Annotated in this window: 22 protein-coding genes; 13 read left to right on the top strand and 9 right to left on the bottom strand. The window is 50.5% G+C overall.

The window, feature by feature from the left end:
- Window positions 1-6: 6 nt before the first annotated feature.
- From napC to LVQ77_RS16400, 3 genes are all read left to right on the top strand, one after another.
- Entirely contained in the window at window positions 7-609 is a 603-nt protein-coding gene (napC, locus tag LVQ77_RS16410; protein WP_232904994.1) for a cytochrome c-type protein NapC, read from the top strand.
- Between the two features lie 206 nt (window positions 610-815).
- On the top strand, window positions 816-1,391 hold the full coding sequence (nudK, locus tag LVQ77_RS16405; RefSeq protein ID WP_232904993.1) for a GDP-mannose pyrophosphatase NudK: 576 nt from the start codon (window positions 816-818) through the stop codon (window positions 1,389-1,391).
- Between the two features lie 272 nt (window positions 1,392-1,663).
- Window positions 1,664-2,707, top strand: coding sequence for a DUF1176 domain-containing protein (locus LVQ77_RS16400; protein ID WP_232904992.1), 1,044 nt, complete (start codon window positions 1,664-1,666; stop codon window positions 2,705-2,707).
- A gap of 148 nt (window positions 2,708-2,855) precedes the next feature.
- Here the strand turns inward: LVQ77_RS16400 and tkt are convergent, their stop codons facing one another.
- Both tkt and tal read right to left on the bottom strand, forming a co-directional pair.
- Entirely contained in the window at window positions 2,856-4,853 is a 1,998-nt protein-coding gene (gene tkt, locus LVQ77_RS16395; RefSeq protein ID WP_232904991.1) for a transketolase, read from the bottom strand.
- A gap of 21 nt (window positions 4,854-4,874) precedes the next feature.
- A complete protein-coding gene (gene tal / locus LVQ77_RS16390; protein ID WP_232866695.1) occupies window positions 4,875-5,825 on the bottom strand; it encodes a transaldolase in 951 nt (316 codons plus the stop codon).
- A gap of 280 nt (window positions 5,826-6,105) precedes the next feature.
- On the opposite strand from tal, the gene maeB reads away from it, so the two are divergent.
- Window positions 6,106-8,385 carry an NADP-dependent oxaloacetate-decarboxylating malate dehydrogenase gene (gene maeB, locus LVQ77_RS16385; RefSeq protein ID WP_034459057.1) on the top strand — a complete coding sequence of 760 codons (2,280 nt, stop codon included), beginning with the start codon at window positions 6,106-6,108 and terminating at the stop codon, window positions 8,383-8,385.
- Window position 8,386: 1 nt separating this feature from the next.
- On the opposite strand, the gene hemF is transcribed toward maeB, so the two are convergent.
- Entirely contained in the window at window positions 8,387-9,292 is a 906-nt protein-coding gene (gene hemF / locus LVQ77_RS16380) for an oxygen-dependent coproporphyrinogen oxidase (protein ID WP_232904990.1), read from the bottom strand.
- A 5-nt stretch (window positions 9,293-9,297) separates the two neighbouring features.
- Window positions 9,298-10,170: an N-acetylmuramoyl-L-alanine amidase AmiA gene (amiA, locus tag LVQ77_RS16375; RefSeq protein WP_232866691.1), complete on the bottom strand. Its 873-nt coding sequence runs from the start codon at window positions 10,168-10,170 to the stop codon at window positions 9,298-9,300.
- Window positions 10,171-10,376: 206 nt separating this feature from the next.
- Between amiA and LVQ77_RS16370 the strand changes: the two genes are divergently transcribed.
- From LVQ77_RS16370 to cysM, 9 genes are all read left to right on the top strand, one after another.
- Window positions 10,377-10,802 (top strand): GNAT family acetyltransferase, encoded by a 426-nt coding sequence (locus tag LVQ77_RS16370; RefSeq protein WP_034459050.1) that lies wholly within the window; start codon window positions 10,377-10,379, stop codon window positions 10,800-10,802.
- Window positions 10,802-11,248 (top strand): DUF2919 domain-containing protein, encoded by a 447-nt coding sequence (locus tag LVQ77_RS16365; RefSeq protein WP_232904989.1) that lies wholly within the window; start codon window positions 10,802-10,804, stop codon window positions 11,246-11,248. Before LVQ77_RS16370 ends, LVQ77_RS16365 begins: the two co-directional genes overlap by 1 nt.
- A 64-nt stretch (window positions 11,249-11,312) precedes the next feature.
- On the top strand, window positions 11,313-11,888 hold the full coding sequence (locus LVQ77_RS16360; RefSeq protein WP_232904988.1) for an RpoE-regulated lipoprotein: 576 nt from the start codon (window positions 11,313-11,315) through the stop codon (window positions 11,886-11,888).
- Between the two features lie 103 nt (window positions 11,889-11,991).
- Window positions 11,992-12,891: a Dyp-type peroxidase gene (locus tag LVQ77_RS16355; protein WP_232904987.1), complete on the top strand. Its 900-nt coding sequence runs from the start codon at window positions 11,992-11,994 to the stop codon at window positions 12,889-12,891.
- A gap of 444 nt (window positions 12,892-13,335) precedes the next feature.
- Window positions 13,336-14,352, top strand: a complete 1,017-nt coding sequence (locus tag LVQ77_RS16350) for a sulfate ABC transporter substrate-binding protein (protein ID WP_232866681.1) — start codon at window positions 13,336-13,338, stop codon at window positions 14,350-14,352.
- On the top strand, window positions 14,352-15,185 hold the full coding sequence (gene cysT / locus LVQ77_RS16345) for a sulfate/thiosulfate ABC transporter permease CysT (protein ID WP_034497495.1): 834 nt from the start codon (window positions 14,352-14,354) through the stop codon (window positions 15,183-15,185). Before LVQ77_RS16350 ends, cysT begins: the two co-directional genes overlap by 1 nt.
- Window positions 15,185-16,060, top strand: coding sequence for a sulfate/thiosulfate ABC transporter permease CysW (gene cysW / locus LVQ77_RS16340; protein WP_151995205.1), 876 nt, complete (start codon window positions 15,185-15,187; stop codon window positions 16,058-16,060). Before cysT ends, cysW begins: the two co-directional genes overlap by 1 nt.
- Window positions 16,050-17,135: a sulfate/thiosulfate ABC transporter ATP-binding protein CysA gene (cysA, locus tag LVQ77_RS16335; protein WP_151995204.1), complete on the top strand. Its 1,086-nt coding sequence runs from the start codon at window positions 16,050-16,052 to the stop codon at window positions 17,133-17,135. The genes cysW and cysA overlap by 11 nt, the downstream gene beginning before the upstream one ends.
- Before the next feature lie 71 nt (window positions 17,136-17,206).
- Window positions 17,207-18,118, top strand: a complete 912-nt coding sequence (cysM, locus tag LVQ77_RS16330; protein WP_232866677.1) for a cysteine synthase CysM — start codon at window positions 17,207-17,209, stop codon at window positions 18,116-18,118.
- A 62-nt stretch (window positions 18,119-18,180) separates the two neighbouring features.
- Here cysM and crr read toward each other — a convergent pair whose 3' ends face one another.
- The 5 genes from crr to cysZ form a co-directional block, all read right to left on the bottom strand.
- On the bottom strand, window positions 18,181-18,690 hold the full coding sequence (crr, locus tag LVQ77_RS16325; protein ID WP_034459029.1) for a PTS glucose transporter subunit IIA: 510 nt from the start codon (window positions 18,688-18,690) through the stop codon (window positions 18,181-18,183).
- Window positions 18,691-18,730: 40 nt separating this feature from the next.
- The gene (gene ptsI, locus LVQ77_RS16320; protein WP_151995202.1) at window positions 18,731-20,458 is read right to left on the bottom strand and encodes a phosphoenolpyruvate-protein phosphotransferase PtsI; all 1,728 of its coding nucleotides are present in this window, start codon (window positions 20,456-20,458) and stop codon (window positions 18,731-18,733) included.
- Between the two features lie 44 nt (window positions 20,459-20,502).
- On the bottom strand, window positions 20,503-20,760 hold the full coding sequence (ptsH, locus tag LVQ77_RS16315; protein ID WP_034459025.1) for a phosphocarrier protein Hpr: 258 nt from the start codon (window positions 20,758-20,760) through the stop codon (window positions 20,503-20,505).
- Window positions 20,761-21,155: 395 nt separating this feature from the next.
- Window positions 21,156-22,127, bottom strand: coding sequence for a cysteine synthase A (cysK, locus tag LVQ77_RS16310; RefSeq protein ID WP_232904986.1), 972 nt, complete (start codon window positions 22,125-22,127; stop codon window positions 21,156-21,158).
- Window positions 22,128-22,279: 152 nt separating this feature from the next.
- Entirely contained in the window at window positions 22,280-23,041 is a 762-nt protein-coding gene (gene cysZ / locus LVQ77_RS16305) for a sulfate transporter CysZ (protein ID WP_232865901.1), read from the bottom strand.
- Between the last annotated feature and the right edge of the window lie 158 nt (window positions 23,042-23,199).

The following is a 23,199-nucleotide window of genomic DNA, read 5'->3' as shown; positions in this document are numbered from 1 at the left end:
GTCATTATGGATAAATCAACCCGTAAACCCGGAATCATCAAGCGCATATGGCAGTGGTGGCGTCGCCCGAGCCGCCTGGCGCTGGGCACATTACTGCTGATTGGTTTCGCTGGTGGGATTATTTTCTGGGGCGGTTTTAACACCGGCATGGAGATGACCAACCGCGAGGAGTTTTGTATCGGTTGCCATGAAATGCGTGCCAACGTCTACGAAGAATATATGCAGACGGTGCACTACAACAACCGCAGCGGCGTGCGGGCAACCTGCCCGGACTGCCACGTTCCCCACGAATGGGGGCCCAAAATTTTACGTAAAATTCAGGCCAGCAAAGAGTTGTATGCCAAAGCGTTTGGCTTAATCGACACGCCGCAAAAGTTTGATGACCACCGCCTGGCGATGGCGCAAAACGAGTGGCGGCGAATGAAGAACAACAACTCGCAAGAGTGCCGAAACTGCCATAACTTTGATTTCATGGATTTCACCGCTCAGAAAACCGTCGCGGCAAAGATGCATGATAAAGCGGTCAAAGATGGGCAAACCTGCGTGGATTGCCACAAAGGGATTGCGCATAAGCTGCCCGACATGGATTCAGTGAAAAATGGTTTTTAGTTTTTCTCATGATTTATTATCCCCCTAAATAATTCGAGTTGCAGGAAGGCGGCTAGACTGCAAGACCCCAGGAGCATAGTGAACTATGTGACTGGGGCGAGCAGTTGCAGCCAACGCATCTGCAGCTTGAAGTATGACGGGGAGCAAGACAAACGCTAAATCAAAGCCTATTATAATCGGCTCCCCTAACTCACTGTGGAGACGGTATGTCGATTAAAATCGAAGTCATCAAAGATAAAATCCTCTCAGATAATTACTTCATCCTGCGCAATATCACCTACGATCTATACCGTAACGAATCCGACGCTATTCGCCACAAACGTGAAGTCTATGACCGGGGTAACGGCGCAACCATGCTGCTGTATAACCGCGATAAAAACACCGTTGTGCTGACGCGTCAGTTCCGCGTGGCTACGTGGGTTAACGGTAATGCTGACGGCATGTTGATTGAAACCTGTGCCGGTTTGCTGGATGCCGATGAACCGGAAGTTTGCGCCCGCAAAGAAGCTATCGAAGAAACCGGCTACGAAGTAGGGGAAGTCGAAAAAGTCTTTGAGCTGTATATGTCGCCAGGCGGTGTGACCGAGGTGATTCACTTTTACATGGCCGAATACAGCGATGCCCAGCGTGAAAACGCCGGTGGTGGCATTGATGATGAAGACATCGACGTGCTCGAATTACCGTTTACCCGCGCTATGGAAATGGTATCAACAGGTGAAATTCGTGACGGAAAAACAGTTATTCTGTTACAACAGCTGCAATTACGCGGAATCATGAACTAAAAACATTGTTATTCAATGAATTACGGATAGGCGATTTTAAGTAAATCTATCCGATAATTCTGATTGAGCACAAACGTTAACCAGACGAAGATATCGCCATATTTTGTATACCCGTCATACTTCAAGTTGCCTCTTTGTTGGCTGCGCTCACTCACCCAGGTCACTTACTTATGTAAGCTCCCTGGGACTTGTTCCCTTGCCGCCGTGATGCAACTCGAATTATTTTGGGTATACATTAAATTCTCTTCGTCTTCTCAGGATACGTGTCGCCAATGTCTTTGCGGATCAAATCGCTGTTTCTCTTTTTATTCTTTATAGCGAGCTCTGTTTTCGCGGCACCTGCACAAAAGTCTTTCTCCGACTGGCAAGTTACCTGCAACAACCAAAATTTTTGTGCGGCCCGTAACACTGGGCTGCATCAAGGATTAGTCATGACGCTAACCCGCAGTGCGGGTGCGCGTACTGATGCAACGCTGAGAATTGATTTCGGTAATATGACCATCGCAGAACCTAAAGCGCCGCCAATTGCGCCGCGCCTGCTTGTTGATGGTGAACCGTTGACGCTGGACTTAGCGAAATGGCAGGAAACACCGCACCATCTCAAAACCAGTGATGCCGACGCGATTAACACTTTCCTCGAAAGAGTCGCCAACGCCGATGCGATTACGCTGGCGAAAGGGCAGGGAAATATTTCGCTTGCGGGCCTGAAAGCCTCAATGCTGTTTATTGATAGTCAACAGCAGCGCGTGGGAAGTGAAACCGCCTGGATTAAGAAAGGTGACGATCCGCCGCTGAGCGTGCCGCCAGCGCCTGCACTTAAAGAAGTCGCGCTGACTAACCCCACTCCGACGCCACTCACGCAACCAGAACTCAGCGACCTGCTCGATTACGGCACCTGGCGCATGAACAACAGCCAGTGTTCGCTCGATCCCGCTCGCCGCGAAGTGCGTGTGTTTGCGCTCAGTGATGATAAAGCCTTGCTAATGACCGGTTGTGAAGCGGGTGCTTACAACGTGGTAGATCTCGCCTGGGTTGTGTCGCGCCAGAAGCCCTTTGCCGCCCGGCAGATTCGCTTAAAACTGCCGTTTACACCGGGAAGCGGAACCACCGAGCTTGAGCTGATGAATGCCGGTTATGACGAAACTAATAAAGAGCTGACGACGTTGGCCAAAGGACGCGGAGTGGGCGACTGCGGCGTGGCGACGCGCTGGCGTTTTGATGGGCAGCGCTTCCGCCTGGTGCGTTACGCCGAAGAGCCGACGTGTGATGCGTGGAACAGCAATGCGTCGTGGCCCACACTCTGGGTCACCAAATAATCCCCGTCATACTTCAAGCTGCAGAGGCGTTGGCTGCTTTCGTTCACCCCAGTCACTTACTTGTGTAAGCTCCTGGGGATTCACTCCTTTGCCGCCTTTCTGCAACTCAAATTATTTAGGGGATTACCGTCAATTTTCTTTAAGAAGATTAAACACCCAATACCTTTTTCGCTTTCGCCACCACATTCTCGGTGGTAAAGCCAAAGAACGGGAATAGCTTGTCAGCAGGCGCTGATTCACCGTAAGTCGTCATACCAACAATCGCGCCTTTCAGGCCGACATATTTGTACCAGTAATCCGCAATACCTGCCTCCACCGCCACTCGCGCAGCAATATCTGAAGGTAGTACTGACTCGCGATACTCTTCGTCCTGAGCATCAAAAATATCGGTCGAAGGCAGTGAAACCACGCGTACTTTGTGGCCTTCGGCTGTGAGTTTATCTGCCGCCAGCACAGTGATTTCCATCTCCGATCCTGTGGCTATCAGAATCACATCTGGCGTACCGCCGCCGTCTTTCAGAACATAACCACCACGGCTAATCGCTTTGACTTGCTCCGGCGTGCGTTCCATTTGTGCGAGGTTCTGGCGCGAAAGAATGAGTGCCGTTGGGCCGTTGTGCCGCTCGATTGCCGCTTTCCAGGCTACAGCAGCTTCAACCTGATCGCACGGGCGCCAGGTACTGAAGTTTGGCGTCATACGCAGGCTGGCGAGTTGTTCTACCGCCTGATGGGTTGGGCCATCTTCGCCAAGGCCGATGGAATCGTGGGTATAAACCATAATTTGCCGCGCTTTCATCAGCGCCGCCATTCGTGCGGCATTTCTCGCATATTCCACAAACATCAGGAATGTCGCGGTGTATGGCACAAATCCACCGTGATGGGCAATCCCATTAGCGATGGCGGTCATACCGAATTCGCGCACGCCGTAGTGAATGTAATTCCCGGCGAGATCCTCTTTGATAGATTTGGATTCTTTCCAGATGGTCAGGTTACTTGGCGCTAAGTCAGCCGAGCCGCCGAGCAATTCAGGCAGGCTTGGGCCATAGGCATTTAACGTGTTTTGTGAGGCCTTACGGGTGGCAATTTTCTCTGGGTTGGCCTGCAATTTATCAATGTACTGCTGAGTGAGTTCCTGCCAATCCTCCGGCATTTCACCGTGCATGCGGCGGTTAAACTCAGCGGCTAGTTCTGGATGAGCTTTGGCGTAAGCGGCAAACTTATCGTTCCAGGACGTTTCTGCTTTCTCGCCTTTTTCTTTGGCATCCCAGGCTTGATAAATCTCTTTCGGGATTTCAAACGCCGGGTAGTTCCAGCCCAGTTGTTTACGGGCGAGAGCCACTTCCTGCTCGCCGAGTGCCGCGCCATGGGCCTCTTCTTTGCCCGCTTTGTTTGGCGAGCCAAAGCCAATGATGGTGCGGCAGATAATCAGTGACGGTTTATCTTTCACACTTTGCGCTTCTTGAATCGCTTTCTTCACTGCTTCCGGGTCGTGGCCATCAATTTCATGCACCACATGCCAGTGATAAGCCTCGAAGCGTTTCGCGGTGTCGTCGGTAAACCAGCCTTTAGTTTCACCATCAATTGAGATGCCGTTGTGGTCATAGAAGCCGATAAGCTTGCCAAGACCGAGGGTGCCGGCAAGCGAGCACACTTCATGAGAGATGCCTTCCATCAGGCAGCCATCCCCCATAAATACGTAGGTAAAGTGATCGACAATTTCATGGTCGGGACGGTTAAATTGCGCCCCTAACGTGCGTTCAGCAATCGCCATGCCGACCGCATTTGCTAACCCCTGGCCAAGCGGCCCGGTGGTGGTTTCAACACCGGGTGTATAACCAATTTCCGGATGGCCGGGGGTTTTGGAGTGAAGCTGACGGAAGTTTTTTAACTCTTCCATCGGCAAGTCATACCCGCTCAGATGCAAAAGGCTGTAGAGCAACATCGAGGCGTGGCCGTTAGAGAGAATAAAGCGGTCACGGTCAGCCCATGTGGGGTTCGTCGGGTTGTGGTGCAGGAATTCGTTCCATAACACTTCGGCAATATCTGCCATCCCCATCGGTGCGCCAGGGTGGCCCGAATTCGCTTTTTGTACCGCGTCCATACTCAGGGCACGAATGGCATTAGCAAGCTCTTTACGAGATGACATGTTTCACTCCGTGGTTGTCGTTCAAAGTTTAGCGGCGAGCAAATCTTCCAGTTTTCGTTGATCGATGGCGAACAGGCGGATGCCCTCTGCCAGTTTTTCTACCGCCATTGGATCCTGATTATGCTCCCAACGGAAATCTGCCTCGCTGATGGGTTCCGGGCGACGGAAGCCCTGGGACATCGGCACCAGTTTGCGTACCACTGGCTCTTCGCTTTCCTGCAACTGTTGCAGCAGGTTAGGGGCGATAGTCAGGCGATCACAGCCTACTAGCGCAAGAATTTGTTCGGTGCGGCGGAAGCTCGCGCCCATCACGATGGTGCTGTAGTTGTGCTGCTTAAAGTAATCATAGATATTGCGCACCGATTTGACGCCCGGATCTTCTTCAACCACATATGGGTCCATCGGTTTGCGAGCCTGATACCAGTCGTAGATACGCCCGACAAACGGTGAGATCAGGAACACGCCAGCTTCCGCACAGGCTCGTGCCTGAGCAAAAGAGAACAGCAGCGTCAGGTTACAATCGATTCCCTCTTTTTGCAGTTCTTCGGCGGCACGAATACCTTCCCAGGTTGAAGCAAGCTTGATGAGAACTCGCGACTTATCAATGCCCAGCTCTTCATAAAGAGCGATCAAATGGCGGGCTTTCGCGATGCTTTTTTCTTTATCAAACGAGAGACGGGCATCCACTTCTGTTGAGACTCGTCCAGGAATGCTTTTCAGAATTTCCGCACCGAAATTGACCGCAAGTTTGTCACAGGCTTGCGCGACCTGGGCTTCTCGCGTGTCGCCGCGCTGTTTACCGTAAGCAATGGCATCATCAATGAGTGTTTGATAGTGCGCTAAACCTGCTGCCTTCAGTAATAGCGAGGGGTTGGTCGTCGCATCGATAGGCTGGTAATTGCGGATAGATTCAATGTCACCGCTGTCGGCAACAACGGTGGTAAATTTCTTGATACTATCTAACTGATTCATGACTATCTCCTTGAAATGCAAAGTCTAATTTGAGTGTTCCATGTCACTCACGATGAAAATTCATCGTTGGCATAACTAAAAAGCATAGCAGATAGGCATGGCATTGTTGTTAATGCCAGGTAACATAATGGCTCTGATTTTCTAACATTTTTGCAAGACGTTGCTGATAGTATGGCGATGTTCAAAGTTTAGAACGCGCGCAAGCGTGATACTACGTGGCCCTAAAGCGATCTTAACGTGACCTTACGACCCTTGAGAGTGATAAAAAAGGAACGAAGAAATGGACGAACAACTAAGACAAAGTGCCCTCGATTTTCATGAATTCCCAGTCCCCGGTAAAATTCAGGTTTCGCCAACCAAACCGCTGGCGACCCAGCGTGACTTAGCATTGGCCTACTCTCCGGGCGTTGCGGCACCTTGTCTTGAGATTGAAAAAGACCCACTTGCTGCTTACAAATACACCGCGCGTGGCAACCTGGTCGGCGTGATTTCCAACGGCACCGCGGTGCTGGGTCTGGGTAATATTGGCGCACTGGCGGGCAAGCCAGTGATGGAAGGTAAGGGCGTTCTGTTTAAGAAATTTGCCGGTATTGACGTGTTCGATATCGAAGTCGATGAAATGGACCCGGACAAACTGATTGAGGTGATTGCTGCACTTGAGCCAACGTTTGGCGGCATTAACCTGGAAGACATCAAAGCGCCAGAGTGCTTCTACATTGAGAAAAAACTGCGCGAGCGCATGAACATTCCTGTGTTCCATGACGATCAGCATGGTACGGCCATCATCTGTACTGCTGCGGTGCTTAACGGCCTGCGTGTAGTTGAGAAGAATATCTCTGATGTGCGTTTAGTAGTTTCTGGCGCGGGTGCATCGGCTATCGCCTGTATGAACCTGCTGGTACAACTGGGCATCCAGAAACACAACATCGTTGTGTGCGATTCGAAAGGCGTTATCTACAAGGGCCGTGAAGAGAACATGGCTGAAACCAAAGCGGCTTACGCGGTGGAAGATAACGGTAAGCGCACGCTCGACGAAGTGATTGAAGGCGCGGATATTTTCCTCGGCTGTTCTGGCCCGAAAGCCATGAGCCAGGAGATGGTCAAGAAGATGGCGCGCGCGCCATTGATTCTTGCGCTGGCAAACCCTGAGCCGGAAATTCTGCCTCCGCTGGCAAAAGAAGTGCGCCCGGATGCAATTATTTGTACCGGTCGTTCTGACTTCCCTAACCAGGTTAACAACGTGCTGTGCTTCCCGTTCATCTTCCGCGGCGCGCTGGATGTTGGCGCAACGGCGATTAACGAAGAGATGAAACTGGCTGCGGTTCACGCGATTGCCGAACTGGCTCACGCCGAGCAGAGCGATGTAGTGGCATCCGCCTACGGCGAAGAAGAGCTGACTTTCGGCCCTGATTACCTGATTCCAAAACCATTCGATCCGCGTCTTATCGTGCAAATCGCACCAGCAGTGGCAAAAGCGGCAATGGAAACCGGTGTGGCAACGCGTCCGATTCAGGATTTCGACGCTTATCGCGAAAAACTGACCGAGTTCGTCTACAAAACTAACCTGTTTATGAAGCCAATCTTCTCTCAGGCCCGCAAAGATCCAAAACGTGTGGTGCTGACAGAAGGTGAAGAGGCGCGTGTGCTACATGCGACTCAGGAGCTGATTACACTTGGTTTGGCGAAACCGATTCTGATTGGTCGCCCGGCGGTTATCGAAATGCGCCTGAAGAAACTCGGCCTGCAAATGCAAGCCGGGCGCGATTTTGAGATCGTGAATAACGAATCCGATCCGCGTTTCAAAGAGTACTGGAATGAGTACTACAACATCATGAAACGCCGCGGTATTACGCAAGAACAGGCGCAGCGTGCCGTGATCAGCAACACCACGGTGATCGGTGCAATTATGGTGCACCGTGGTGAAGCGGATGCCATGATTTGCGGCACTATCGGTGAGTATCACGAGCACTTCTCCGTGGTGGAAAAGTTGTTCGGGTATCGTGAAGGCGTGAAAGCGGCTGGGGCAATGAATGCGCTGTTGTTGCCAAGCGGTAACACCTTCATTGCTGATACCTATGTGAATGACGATCCGTCGCCGGAAGAGCTGACAGAAATAACCTTGTTAGCTGCGGAAACTGTGCGTCGCTTTGGTATCGAGCCAAAAGTCGCGTTGTTGTCGCATTCCAACTATGGTTCCTCCGATTCGAAAGCGGCATGCAAGATGCGTAAAACGCTGGAGATGGTACGCGAACGTGCACCAGAGCTGGAAATTGACGGTGAAATGCACGGTGATGCGGCGCTGGTGGAGAGCATTCGTAACGAGCGTATGCCTGACAGCCCACTGAAAGGTTCTGCAAATATCTTGATCATGCCAAACGTCGAAGCGGCACGCATTAGCTACAACTTGTTGCGTGTTTCCAGTTCCGAAGGGGTGACAGTCGGGCCAGTATTGATGGGCGTGGCGAAACCGGTGCATGTGTTAACACCGATTGCGTCTGTTCGTCGTATTGTGAATATGGTGGCGCTGGCAGTTGTTGAAGCGCAGACCGTTCCGCTGTGATTTAAACCCAATCCTTAACCGGTAAGAAATCACGATACAAGGCAGCCTCCGGGCTGCCTTCTTCTGGCTGATAGTTATATTCAAAGCGAACCAGTGGTGGCATCGACATTAAGATCGACTCTGTACGCCCGCCGGTCTGCAAACCAAACAGCGTTCCGCGATCCCACACCAGGTTAAATTCCACATAACGGCCACGGCGATAAAGCTGGAAGTCGCGTTCACGCTCGCCCCATGGCAGCGCTTTACGGCGTTCGACAATCGGCAGATATGCATCCAGGTAACCATTACCCACAGCTTGCATAAAGCTGAAGGAATGGTCGAAATCTGGGGTGTTCAGATCGTCGAAGAACAGGCCGCCAATACCACGTTGTTCATTCCGATGTTTAATAAAGAAATAATCATCACACCACTTTTTGTATCGTGGGAATACGTCATCGCCAAACGGCTGGCACAGCTCCTGCGCGGTTTTATGCCAGTGAACGGCATCTTCTTCAAAACCGTAAAACGGCGTTAGGTCAAAACCGCCGCCAAACCACCATACCGGGTCACAACCTGGCTTTTGTGCAATGAAAAAGCGCACGTTGGCATGGCTGGTGGGAATGTACGGGCTGAGCGGATGCACCACCAGAGAGACGCCCATTGCTTCAAAGCTACGCCCGGCGAGTTCCGGGCGATGCGCTGTAGCAGACGCAGGCATCGCATCGCCATGTACATGGGAGAAGTTAACGCCCGCTTGCTCAAAGACATTCCCACCGCGTAACACCCGGCTGCGCCCGCCACCACCGCCTTCGCGTTGCCAGCTGTCTTCTTCAAACGCAGCACCATCAATATTGCTGAGCTGCTGGCAGATGGTGTCCTGCAATTGCAGCAGGAATTGTTTTACGGACTGAATATCTGGCAAGTTCATAGGGTTCAACGTTTCTTACTGTGGGCTTTTTGGTTATCAAACCAATTGAAGTAGCTAATGATGCCAGAGGCAATAGCATTAGCAATTTTCTGGCGAAACGCGGGAGTGCCCAGCAACTTCTCTTCACCAGGGTTGGTGATAAATGACGTTTCAACCAGTACGGAAGGAATCGACGGTGACTTCAACACCACAAACGCCGCTTGTTCCGTGTTACGGCTGTGCAGTTTGTGCACTGGCTTGATTTGCTTAAGAATGTGCGAGCCGAGCGTCAGGCTGTTTTTGATGGTGTCAGTTTGCACCAGGTCGAACAGTACCTGTTGTAGATACTGGTCTTTATGTTTGACCTTGCTGCCTGCGACATCATCGGCGGCGTTTTCTTTATCCGAAAGGTATTTCGCCATCGCACTACTTGCGCCGCGATTGGAAAGGGCAAACACCGACGCACCGGCAGCAGACGGGTTCGTAAAACCATCAGCATGAATCGACATAAAGAGATCGGCCCCGTGTTTGTGGGCGATTTCTACGCGATCATACAGCGGAATAAATTCATCGCTGGTACGTGTGAGTTTGGCCTCTATCCCATTGCTTTTAAGAATGTTTCGTACATTTTTAGCAATGGCCAGTACGACATGTTTCTCTTTAGAACCATTATGGCCAATCGCGCCGGTATCAATACCGCCGTGGCCTGGGTCGAGCATCACTACCCGACGGCCACCCGATTTTTTGCTCGGTTTGCTGTGGTTTGTGGTGGTTTTAAGAGGTTTAGTCTCCGGGCTGGCCAAAGCCTTATTTACGCCCGTTAACGTTAAAGCAGCCAACCCAGTAAGCAGTAACTGGCGGCGGGTAGTCAGATGCGTCAGTGATTTAATTTTGCTCATGCGGCTAATATTTTTATCTTTAAAATTGCAGATAGGCATTTATAGCGTATCGGCAAAGGGTAAACGACAAGCATTTTTGGGATTTTCATTACCAAAAATGAATGAGTGGCTAGTATGTCATTTTTTGCCTCGTTTTGCGGCAGATATTGGCTAAACAGAAACTTAACGCCATAATCACTGTTTTAGACTTTCAGGTGGCTAATACCATGGAAATACGTGTTTTTCGCCAGGATGATTTCGAAGAAGTCATTACGCTTTGGGAACGTTGCGACTTACTGCGTCCATGGAACGATCCTGAGATGGACATTGAACGCAAACTCAATCATGACGCGGATCTGTTCTTAGTGGCAGAAGTGGGCGGCGAAGTCGTAGGCTCGCTGATGGGTGGTTACGACGGCCATCGGGGTTCAGCTTATTACCTTGGCGTGCACCCGGAATATCGTGGTCGCGGCATTGCTAATGCGCTACTTAGCCGACTGGAAAAGAAGCTAATCGCACGCGGTTGCCCAAAAATTCAAATCATGGTGCGTGAAGAAAACGACCTTGTGATTGGCATGTACGAGCGGCTCGAGTATGAGCAGCAAGATGTGATGCTACTCGGCAAGCGATTGATTGAAGATCAGGAATATTAATGCCTGTGCTGTATCCACCTTCGGATTACGATACCCACGGTAATCTGAAAACACCTTTTTTGTTCTGGTGTACCCTTCTTTTACAGGCGCGAACCTGGTTTGTCCTGGTGCTGGCGGCAGCGTCCCGTCAACAGGGTGATGCTATCCTTGGCGTCTTTTATCCTGACCGCGACAATTTCTGGTTCGGGCTATTGCCTGGCGTTCCTGCGGCTCTGGCATTTATGATTAGCGGCCGCCGCCATTTATACCCTCGATTATGGGCCGCCTGGCGCTGGATATTGATTGCCGCACAGCTCATCGTTTTGGCCTGGCAACTCATATTGCTTTGGCAGGGCGAAGTGCTGACGGGCGTCACTTTAGCGCTGCTGGTTGCCGATATTTTTGCCCTCTGGTGGCTGTGTACCAGCCGGCGTTTACGGGATTACTTCACTATCAATCGTGAATAACCAGGCACTTTTGGGAAAGTTTGCACTCCAAAGCGCGTATCCATGCTTAATAAAGGAATTTCTGATGAAAAAACTGCGCCTGATGTTATTAGGGCTGCCGCTGGTGTTAGCAGGCTGTTCGACGTTGTCATCCGTCAATTGGTCTGCGGCAAATCCGTGGAACTGGTTTGGTTCGTCAATTGAAGTCAGCGAGAAGGGCGTGGGTGAGTTAAACGCCAGTACGCCGATGGATGAAAAGGCCGTCAGCAGCGCGTTGAATGATAACTACCGTTTACGCAGCGGCATGAAAACCGATAACGGCGAGATTGTTCGCTTCTATGAAGCGATGGATGACAAAACCGTGATGGTTGTCGTCAACGGCGAAAAAGGCACAGTAAGCCGCGTTGATGTTATGGATAGCGACATCGAAACTGATAGCGGCGTGAAGATTGGCACCGTCTTCAGCGACCTGTACGACAAAGCATTTGGCGCGTGTGTCAAAGGGACTGGAGATGATAGTGACGGTGTCGAGTGTAAGGCCAAAGACAGCCAGCACATCAGCTACATTTTTAGCGGTGAATGGCATGGAGGGCAGGAGTTGATGCCGTCTGACGATACGCTCAAAGCCTGGAAGATCAGTAAAATTATCTGGCGTCGATAAAAATTAGCCTGGCCTTGCGCCTTCTCAAGAAGGTGTTGCCGGAATTGGGTATCATAAGGGAATAAACGCCACGTAGAGTGGCGTGTGTTTTTTAGGAGGATTCATGTCTCGTGTTCAAACTGGCATTTTGCCAGAACATTGTCGCGCCGCCGTTTGGCTGGAAGCGAGTATTCAGGGCGATTTCGATGCTATTCGCCAGGGCTGCAAAACCTTTAATCAATCGCTAACTGAGTTGCAGGGTAAATTCCCGGACGCAAACTTAGGTGCGGTGGTGGCGTTTGGTCACGATCTATGGCGTGATCTCAGCGGCGGTGTGGGTGCGACCGAGTTGAAAAACTTTGCTCCATTGGGCAAGGGTCTTGCTCCTGCAACGCAGCATGATGTGATGATCCATATTCTTTCTCTACGCCATGACGTGAATTTCTCTGTGGCACAGGCAGCGCTTGCAGCATTTGGCGACGCACTGAAAATTGAAGAAGAAATCCATGGTTTTCGCTGGGTGGAAGATCGCGATCTGAGCGGTTTTGTTGATGGCACCGAAAACCCGCAGGGCGAAGAGACTCGCCGTGAAGTAGCGGTCATTAATGATGGCATCGATGCAGGTGGCAGCTATGTGTTCGTGCAGCGTTGGGAGCATAATCTCAAGCAGCTCAACCGCATGAGCGTGAACGAGCAGGAGATGATCATTGGCCGTACAAAAGAAGCCAATGAAGAGATTGACGGTGACGAGCGCCCGGACACATCTCACCTGACTCGTGTTGATTTGAAAGAAAACGGCAAAGGCCTGAAGATTGTGCGCCAGAGTCTGCCATACGGTACTGCCAGCGGCCCGCACGGCCTGTACTTCATCGCTTATTGCGCGCGTTTGCATAACATCGAGCAGCAACTGCTGAGCATGTTTGGCGAAACCGACGGAAAGCGTGATGGGATGCTGCGTTTTACTAAGCCGGTGACGGGTGGATATTATTTCGCGCCGTCCTTAGACAAGCTTCTAAACCTGTAAGGGCTACCTTACTCGCCATTCTGGCACCGGGCAGTGCTCAAAATCCCCACGTACTTCATGTACGCTCCGTTTTTTGCGCGCTGGCCGTCGTCAGACTGCCTTCGCCGCTAACGCCCTACCTTTCTGAGCTTATACCCCTTTCTTATTGCAAATCACCAAACGATATATAAAACCGTTACAGCTTTGACACTCGTTATAAATACACTGGTCACAATTAAGCAGACCGTAATACCCAAAATATTTCAAGATGCAGGAAAGCGGCAAACGAGCGACAAATTCGTCGGGAACGAATTTGACCAGCCGGAGGCTGGCCTTCGGTGAGAGACAGGAGTCTCTCATTAATCCCGATGAGCTTACACAAGTAAGTGATTCGGGTGAACGAGAGCAGCCAACGCATCTGCAACTTGAAATATGATGGGTATATAACATTTATAAGGGTACCCAATGGCAATGACATCGGTTAAAAAAGTCTGGAGTGCTTTGGTTGTTTCTGCGTTGCTGGCAGGTTCAGCTCATGCCACGGAACTGCTGAACAGCTCTTATGATGTGTCTCGCGAGCTTTTTGCCGCGCTCAATCCTGCCTTCCAGAAGCAGTGGGCTGAGGAAAATAACGGCGACAAGCTGGTGATTAAACAATCTCATGCCGGGTCATCAAAACAGGCACTGGCGATTCTGCAGGGCTTAAAAGCAGACGTTGTAACTTATAACCAGGTTTCTGATGTGCAGATCCTGCATGACAAAGGCAACCTGATTCCAGCCGACTGGCAGACCCGTTTGCCAAACAACAGTTCGCCGTTCTATTCCACCATGGCGTTCCTGGTACGCAAGGGCAATCCTAAAAATATTCACGACTGGAGCGACCTGGTTCGCCCGGACGTAAAACTTATTTTCCCTAACCCAAAAACTTCCGGTAACGCCCGTTACACCTACTTAGGTGCATGGGGTGCGGCAAACAAAGCTGACGGTGGCGATAAAGCCAAAACCGAACAGTATATGACGCAGTTCCTGAAAAACGTCGAAGTGTTTGATACCGGTGGCCGTGGCGCAACCACGACATTTGTTGAGCGTAACCTGGGTGATGTGCTGATTAGCTTTGAGTCTGAAGTTAACAACATTAGCAAACAGTACGAGAAAGATGGCTACGAAGTGGTGGTGCCTAAGGTCAACATTCTTGCTGAATTCCCGGTGGCCTGGGTGGATAAAAACGTTAAAGCCAACGGCACTGAAAAAGCGGCGAAAGAGTACCTGAACTTCCTGTATAGCCCTGCGGCGCAAACCATCATTACTGACTATTACTACCGCGTGAATAACCCGGAAGTGATGGCGAAACTGAAAGATAAATTCCCGCAGACCGAACTGTTCCGCGTCGAAGACGAATTTGGCGGCTGGCCAGAAGCGATGAAAACCCACTTTGCCAGTGGCGGTGAGTTCGACAAGTTGCTCGGCAAGGGGCGTGAGTAATGTTTGCTGTTGCTTCTAAACGGGTGCTGCCGGGCTTTACCTTAAGCCTCGGCACCAGTTTGCTGTTTGTTTGCCTGATTTTGCTGCTGCCTTTAAGCGCGCTGGTAATGCAGCTTTCCGAGATGACGCTGGCTCAGTATTGGGAAGTGATCACCAACCCGCAGGTAGTGGCGGCATATAAAGTCACACTGCTGTCGGCGGGGGTTGCCTCAATCTTTAACGGCGCGTTTGGCATGTTGATGGCGTGGATTTTAACGCGTTATCAATTTCCCGGCCGCAGCCTGCTCGATGCTTTGATGGACTTGCCGTTTGCACTGCCAACCGCCGTTGCAGGTTTAACGCTGGCGGGGCTGTTTTCCGTTAACGGTTGGTACGGCGAGTGGTTGGCGCAGTTTGGCATCAAAGTGACTTACACCTGGCTGGGTATTGCCGTGGCAATGGCATTTACCAGCATTCCGTTTGTGGTGCGTACCATCCAACCCGTGCTTGAAGAGCTCGGGCCAGAATACGAAGAGGCCGCAGAAACCCTGGGCGCAACGCGCTGGCAGAGTTTCCGCCGTGTGATTTTACCGGAGCTTTCACCGGCATTAATGGCGGGTGTGGCGCTCTCTTTCACCCGTAGCCTGGGCGAGTTTGGCGCGGTCATATTTATCGCCGGGAACATCGCCTGGAAGACCGAAGTCACCTCACTGATGATTTTTGTGCGTTTGCAGGAGTTTGATTACCCGGCAGCCAGCGCGATTGCCTCGGTGATCCTTGCCGCTTCACTGCTGCTGCTGTTTACCATTAACACGTTGCAAAGTCGCTTTGGTCGGCGCGTGGTAGGTCACTGATGACGGACGTAACTGAATTGAAAAGCTATCGCCGCACGGGATTTAACTGGGGCAAATGGACACTGATTGGCCTCGGCGTGCTGATTTCATTTTTGCTGCTGGTGGTACCGGTGGCCTCTATTTTCGCTCAGGCTTTCTCGAAAGGGCTGATGCCTGCGCTACAGAATATTGTCGACCCGGATATGCTTCATGCCATCTGGCTGACGGTGATGATTGCGCTGATTACCGTGCCGGTGAACCTGGTGTTCGGTATTTTGCTGGCGTGGCTGGTAACGCGTTTTGATTTCCCTGGACGCCAGTTATTGCTGACGCTGCTGGATATCCCGTTTGCAGTTTCGCCGGTGGTCGCCGGTTTAGTTTACCTGCTGTTTTACGGCTCCAACGGCCCGCTGGCGGGCTTTATGGACGAGCACAACATTCAGATTATGTTCGCCTGGCCGGGTATGGTGCTGGTGACGATATTTGTGACTTGCCCGTTTGTCGTACGTGAGCTGGTGCCGGTGATGTTGAGCCAGGGCAGCCAGGAAGATGAAGCGGCTATTTTACTCGGTGCATCCGGTTGGCAGATGTTCCGCCGCGTCACATTACCCAATATCCGCTGGGCTCTGCTGTACGGCGTGGTGTTAACCAACGCCCGCGCCATTGGCGAGTTTGGTGCGGTATCGGTGGTTTCCGGTTCTATTCGCGGTGAGACATTCTCGCTGCCGTTACAGATTGAATTATTGCAGCAGGACTACAACACCGTCGGTTCGTTTACCGCAGCGGCGTTATTGACCCTGATGGCAATCGTTACGCTGTTCTTAAAGAGTGCGGTGCAGTGGCGTTTGAATAGCCAGGAAAAACGCCTGCAACAGGAGGGGAATCATGAGCATTGATATTACCAATATTAAGAAATCTTTTGGTCGCACCCAGGTGCTGAATGATATCTCTCTGGATATCCCTTCTGGTCAAATGGTGGCGCTGTTGGGGCCGTCAGGCTCCGGTAAAACCACGCTACTGCGTATTATTGCGGGTCTTGAGCACCAGAACAGCGGGCGCATTAGTTTCCATGGCACCGATGTCAGCCGCATTCACGCGCGTGAACGTAAAGTGGGATTTGTGTTCCAGCATTACGCGCTGTTCCGCCATATGACTGTTTTCGACAATATCGCCTTCGGCCTGACGGTTTTACCGCGCCGTGAACGTCCATCGTCTGCGGCTATTAAACAGAAAGTGACTCGTTTGCTGGAGATGGTGCAGTTATCACATCTGGCAGATCGTTTCCCGGCACAGCTTTCTGGTGGGCAGAAGCAACGTGTCGCTCTGGCACGTGCGCTGGCGGTTGAGCCGCAAATCCTGCTGCTTGATGAGCCGTTTGGCGCGCTGGATGCACAGGTGCGTAAAGAACTGCGCCGCTGGTTGCGCCAGTTGCATGAAGAGCTGAAATTCACCAGCGTATTCGTGACCCACGATCAGGAAGAAGCGATGGAAGTTGCGGATAGGGTTGTCGTAATGAGCCAGGGGAATATCGAGCAGGTTGATACGCCAGAAGCGGTATGGCGCGAACCCGCGACTCGCTTTGTGCTGGAGTTCCTCGGCGAAGTGAACCGTATGAAAGGCACTATTCGCGGCAGCCAGTTCCATGTAGGTGCACACCGCTGGCCGCTGGGCTTCACTCCTGCATATCAGGGGGCTGTTGATTTATTCTTACGCCCATGGGAGGTAGATGTCAGTCGCCGTACGAATCTCGACTCTCCACTTCCGGTACAGGTGCTGGAAATCAGCCCACGCGGACATTATATGCAGTTGGTTGTGCAGCCGATCGGCTGGTATGACGAACCATTAACGGTTGTTCTACGTGAAAATCATGTCCCGGTACGTGGCGAACGTCTGTTCGTTGGTCTGCAACATGCGCGTTTGTATGAAGGCAACAACCGAATTCAGGGTGTAGACCTGGCTCAATCAGCCTGATAAGTTTACTGAACAACACGACACGCAAAGGCGGCCCACGTGGCCGCTTTTCTTATTTTTTGGACAGGCAAGTGAACACCTTAGAAAGCACGATTGGTAATACGCCTCTGGTTAAATTACAACGCACCGGCCTTGATAACGGCAGCGAAATTTGGGTGAAGCTTGAGGGGAATAATCCGGCAGGCTCGGTTAAAGATCGCGCGGCACTTTCTATGATTGTGCGCGCAGAAGCTCGCGGTGAAATCTCCCCAGGAGATACGCTCATTGAAGCGACTAGTGGCAATACCGGGATTGCACTGGCGATGATTGCAGCGCTTAAAGGCTATCGAATGAAGCTTTTAATGCCTGACAACATGAGTATGGAACGCAAAGCGGCGATGCAGGCTTATGGCGCTGAGTTAATCCTTGTGACCAAAGAACAGGGCATGGAAGGCGCACGCGAAATGGCCCGTTTGATGGATGAACGCGGTGAGGGGAAGGTTCTCGACCAGTTCAATAATCCGGATAACCCCTACGCGCACTACAGCACTACCGGGCCGGAGATCTGGAACCAGACGCAAGGGCGAATCACGCACTTCGTCTCAAGTATGGGAACTACCGGTACTGTAACCGGCGTCAGCCAATTCATGCGTGAGCAAGAAAAAGCAGTCAAAATTGTTGGGTTGCAGCCAGAAGATGGCAGCAGTATTCCAGGAATTCGTCGCTGGCCAGAAGAGTGGTTACCGAAGATCTTCAACCCGAGTTTGGTTGATGAAGTGATTGATATGTCTCAAGTAGACGCAGAGAGAACCATGCGCAAACTTGCGCGCGAAGAAGGCATTTTCTGTGGTGTGAGTTCGGGCGGTGCGGTTGCAGGCGCATTACGTGTTGCACAGGCAAATCCGGGCGCTGTTGTCGTAGCAATTATCTGCGACCGTGGCGATCGATATTTATCGACGGGCGTGTTTGGCGAAGAGAGTTATTCGCAAGGCTCTGGAATCTGATCCTGGAATTTACCAAAAAAAACGGCACCTCAGAGGGTGCCGTTTTCCATTGTGCGGATAGCTTACTTCTTGATGCGGATTACCGGGGTTTCGCCCACAGTCACGCTACCAGTCAGTTTGATCAGCTCTTTGATTTCGTCCATGTTGGAGATAACAACCGGAGTCAGGGTAGACTTCGCTTTCTCTTCCAGCAGGGCCAAATCGAACTCGATAACTACGTCGCCTTTCTTAACGCGCTGACCTTCTTCTGCGATGCGTTTGAAGCCTTCGCCTTTCAGTTCAACAGTGTCGATACCGAAGTGGACGAACAACTCAATGCCGCTATCGGATTCGATAGAGAAAGCATGGTTGGTTTCGAAGATTTTACCGATGGTGCCGTCAACCGGAGCAACCATTTTGTTGCCAGTCGGTTTAATTGCAATGCCATCACCAACAATCTTCTCGGCGAAAACCACATCTGGAACATCTTCAATGTTAACGATTTCGCCAGAAAGTGGGGCAACAATCTCAATGGTTCCGGTGTCTTTTTTATCATCAGAAACCAGAGATTTCAGTTTATCAAATAAACCCATGATCTTCTCCTAAGCAGTAAATTGGGCCGCATCCGGTGGATTAGCAGATTGTTTTTTCTTCAATGAACTTGTTAACCAGCATCATTAACTCGTCCGTTGTCGGTTGAGCAAGTGCTTGCTCTGCTAACACCTTCGCATCTTCGAAGTTCGTGTTACGAATAATCTTCTTAATGCGCGGGATAGAAATGGAGCTCATACTAAATTCGTCCAGACCCATTCCCAGCAACAGAAGTGTAGCACGTTCGTCGCCTGCAAGCTCACCACACATACCGGTCCATTTACCTTCTGCATGAGAAGCATCAATAACTTGCTTAATCAGAGTTAGTACAGACGGTGACATTGGCTGGTAAAGATGTGAAATCATATCATTACCACGGTCAACTGCCAGCGTGTACTGCGTCAGATCATTGGTACCGATACTGAAGAAGTCGACTTCTTTAGCCAAATGGCGAGCAATCGTGGCCGCAGCCGGAGTCTCAACCATCACGCCAACTTCGATAGTTTCGTCAAACGCTTTGCCTTCTTCACGCAGCTGCGCCTTCATGATTTCGATCTCAGCTTTCAGTGCACGCACTTCTTCAACAGAGATGATCATTGGGAACATGATACGTAATTTACCGAATACAGAAGCACGCAGGATAGCGCGAACCTGAGCGTACAGGATCTCTTTACGATCCATAGCGATACGCACTGCACGCCAGCCCAGGAACGGGTTCTCTTCTTTCGGGAAGTTCATGTACGGCAGCTCTTTGTCGCCACCGATATCCATGGTACGTACGATAACTGCTTGTGAGCCACAGGCTTCAGCAACAGCTTTGTACGCCGCGAACTGCTCATCTTCAGTTGGCAGTGAATCGCGGTCCATGAACAGGAATTCTGTACGATACAGACCTACACCTTCTGCACCATTACGCTCAGCACCGTCGACATCACGAACAGTACCGATGTTTGCGCATACTTCTACCTGATGACCATCGAGAGTGATTGCTGGCAGATCTTTCAGTTTCGCCAGTTCAGCTTTCTCAGAAGCTTCTTGCTGCTGTACAGCACGCAGAGCTTCGATCTCTTCGTTGGTTGGGTTAACGTAAACTTTATTGTTAACAGCATCGAGGATCAGGTAATCGCCGTTCTTCACCTGGCTGGTCACGCTACCGGTACCAACAATCGCAGGCAGTTCAAGAGAACGCGCCATGATGGAGGTGTGGGAGGTACGGCCACCGATATCGGTGATGAAACCCAGAACCTTTTGCAGGTTAAGCTGTGCGGTTTCTGACGGAGTCAAATCTTTAGCGACAAGGATAACTTCATCCTGGATGGCGCTAAGGTCAATAATTGCCAGACCAAGGATATTGCGCAGCAGACGCTTACCGATATCACGTACGTCAGCCGCACGTTCTTTCAGGTATTCATCGTCTAATTCTTCCAGCGCGATTGCCTGGCCTTCGATAATTTCGTGAGCAGCTGCATCAGCAGTCACTAACTTATCGGTGATAAGGGCTATGATTTCCTGCTCAAGCTCTTCGTCTTCCAGCAACATAATGTGGCCTTCGAAGATAGCTTCCTTTTCTTCACCGAAGGTCTCGCCAGCTTTAATTTTGATCGCTTCTAACTGTGCTGACGCTTTAGCGCGCCCGCTTAAGAAACGTTCAACTTCCTGCGCAACTTTGTCGGCAGAAATTTTCTTCCGGTCGATGACAATTTCATCTTCCTTCAGCAAAAGTGCCTTGCCGAAAGCGATACCCGGGGATGCTAAAATGCCTGAAATCATAACCCTACCTTACTTGTGACTGATATTTACGAAGAACCCAGAACTTACTCGAGTTCAGCCATCAGTTTTACCAGATGCTCAACTGCTTTCTGATCATCTTCGCCTTCAGCGGAGATGGTCACAACAGTACCTTGGGTCAGACCCAGAGTTTGCAGTTTGAACAGGCTTTTTGCGCTAGCGCTTTTGCCGTTGGAGGTCACAGTGATCTCAGAAGTGAAGCCTTTAGCTTCTTTTACAAACTGAGCAGCAGGGCGGGTATGCAGACCGTTTGGAGCGGTAATGGTAACTTCTTGCTGGAACATTGTATTTCCCCAACTTATAGGTTTAGTGTTGTGGAACTAAAGTCTAGCCTGGTGGCAAAACTTTAGCCTGTATAGTTAGCGCCGTGTTAATTGTAACTCTACGCGACACAGGATGCTTTCTGAAACCACGAAATGTGCTTTGGTATCGACCATGCGCTTCGCGGCTCGCTCGTCATTAATCATTATGCCGTGAAATGTGATTTTGCACCAAATCGTTAAATCGATTCAGCAGATGCACATCACATTTTTCGATTAATTTCGCGCATCAAAATAATTTGCTGGATAGATACCAGACCTTGCGAAGTGACGCAATGGCAGGGTGGCCAAAAATTTGACGTATGCCACAAAAAAGCACCCGTTCGGGTGCTTTTTTACACTGATTTACCTGCCTGGCATCACTGTTGGAGTTCTTTTTCAGTGAAAAGATCGGCAAATAGGGCAGTACTCAGGTAACGCTCACCGGAAGAAGGCAGTATAACCACAATGTTTTTATTGGTAAATACTTCATCTTCCTGAAGTTTTAACGCTGCAGCTACCGCTGCACCCGACGAAATTCCTGCCAGAATACCTTCTTCTTCCATCAAACGACGTGCAGTAGAAATAGCTTCGTCGTTAGTGATTGCGATGACTCTGTCGATAAGTTTCAGATCGAGGTTTCCAGGGATAAAACCAGCACCGATACCTTGAATTTTATGCGGACCAGGTTTGAGTTCTTCGCCCGCCAATGCCTGAGCAATAACCGGGGAGTCAGTTGGCTCAACGGCCACACTGATAAGGTCCGTTTTGCCCTTGGTATTTTTAATATAGCGGCTCACACCAGTCAACGTACCACCGGTGCCAACACCTGCAATGAACACGTCCACTTCACCATCGGTATCTTCCCAGATTTCTGGGCCAGTAGTTTTTTCATGGATTTCAGGGTTTGCTGGATTGCTAAACTGTTGCAGTAACAGGAATTTCTCAGGATTACTGGCAACAATTTCTTCTGCTTTCTGAATCGCGCCTTTCATGCCTTTTGCGCCTTCAGTCAATACCAGGTTAGCACCCAGTGCTTTGAGCAGCTTACGGCGTTCAATACTCATGGTTTCAGGCATGGTCAGCGTCAGCTTATAACCACGTGCTGCGGCGACATATGCCAGTGCAATGCCGGTGTTACCACTGGTTGGTTCAACTAACTCTATACCGGGCTTCAGCACACCGCGTTTTTCGGCATCCCAAATCATATTGGCCCCGATACGGCATTTTACGCTAAAGCTCGGGTTACGGGACTCTACCTTGGCCAGGATGCGTCCATTACCGATGCGGTTCAGTCGAACCAGCGGCGTATGACCGATAGTCAGAGAGTTGTCTTCATAGATCTTGCTCATAACCCGTCCTTAACTGTATGAAATTTGGGAAACCTCTCCAGCATACCTGCTTAGAAGTTATGCGGAAGTAAAGAAATCGCATATCTATATGTAGAAGGGAAATAAGCAGAAGCCAGAAGGAATAAGGAGCGACATAAGCCGCTCCTGCAAATTTACTTCCACATGGCGTGTTTAGGGCGATAGCAATCAACCCACATGGCGGTAGCACCACATACAGCGACTGGCATGATAACCAGATTCAGGAAAGGGATAAGCGTAAACAGACTGACTAGTGAGCCAAACTGCATGTTAATGATTTTCTTCTCACGCAGTGAGATGCGCATTTCTTTAAATGGCACTTTATGGTTATCAAATGGGTAATCGCAATACTGGATAGCCAGCATCCAGGCGCTAAATAAGAACCATAAAACTGGCGCGACGGTTTGGCCAATACCAGGGATAAAGTAGAGAACCAGCAATACAAGCGCTCGCGGTAGATACCAGGAGAGCTTTTGCCATTCACGTTTCATAATACGTGGAACATCTTTCATGATACCTAACACGCCGGTATCCGGTGGTGTTGCGCCAGTCAGACGAGCTTCGAGCTGTTCTGCCAGTAAGCCGTTAAAGGGGGCAGCAATCCAGTTGGCTATGGTTGAGAAGAAGTAGCCAAATACCAGCAAGATAGACACGACTGCCAGTGGCCAAATGAGATAGCTCAACCACTGTAACCAATCTGGAACGTAAGAAAGAAGTGTGGGAACCCAAACATCCAGGCGAGTAAACAACCACCAAAATGCTCCACCCATCAATAAAATATTGACCAACAATGGCAAGAGCACGAAGCGCCTGATTCCAGGCTGATGTACCAGCTTCCAGCCTTGCGAAAAGTAATAAACGCCACTACGTGGCCCGGCTCCTGAAGTTGAAACCATATCTGAACGAACTCCTTTTTGGTCATTACAATGACGTGCAGAGCTATCATAACTGAGTGCCAGGAGAAAAACTTATTAAGAAATGGTCGAAAAAACAGCGAAAAATCGATTTTGGTACATCTTTATGCTGAGAAAACAGTGTGCGGACTTGCACTTGA

Origin of the sequence: Buttiauxella cochleicola (assembly GCF_021282435.1) — a bacterium.
GTDB classification, from domain to species: domain Bacteria; phylum Pseudomonadota; class Gammaproteobacteria; order Enterobacterales; family Enterobacteriaceae; genus Buttiauxella; species Buttiauxella massiliensis.
This window is presented reverse-complemented; position numbering and strand designations above follow the sequence as displayed.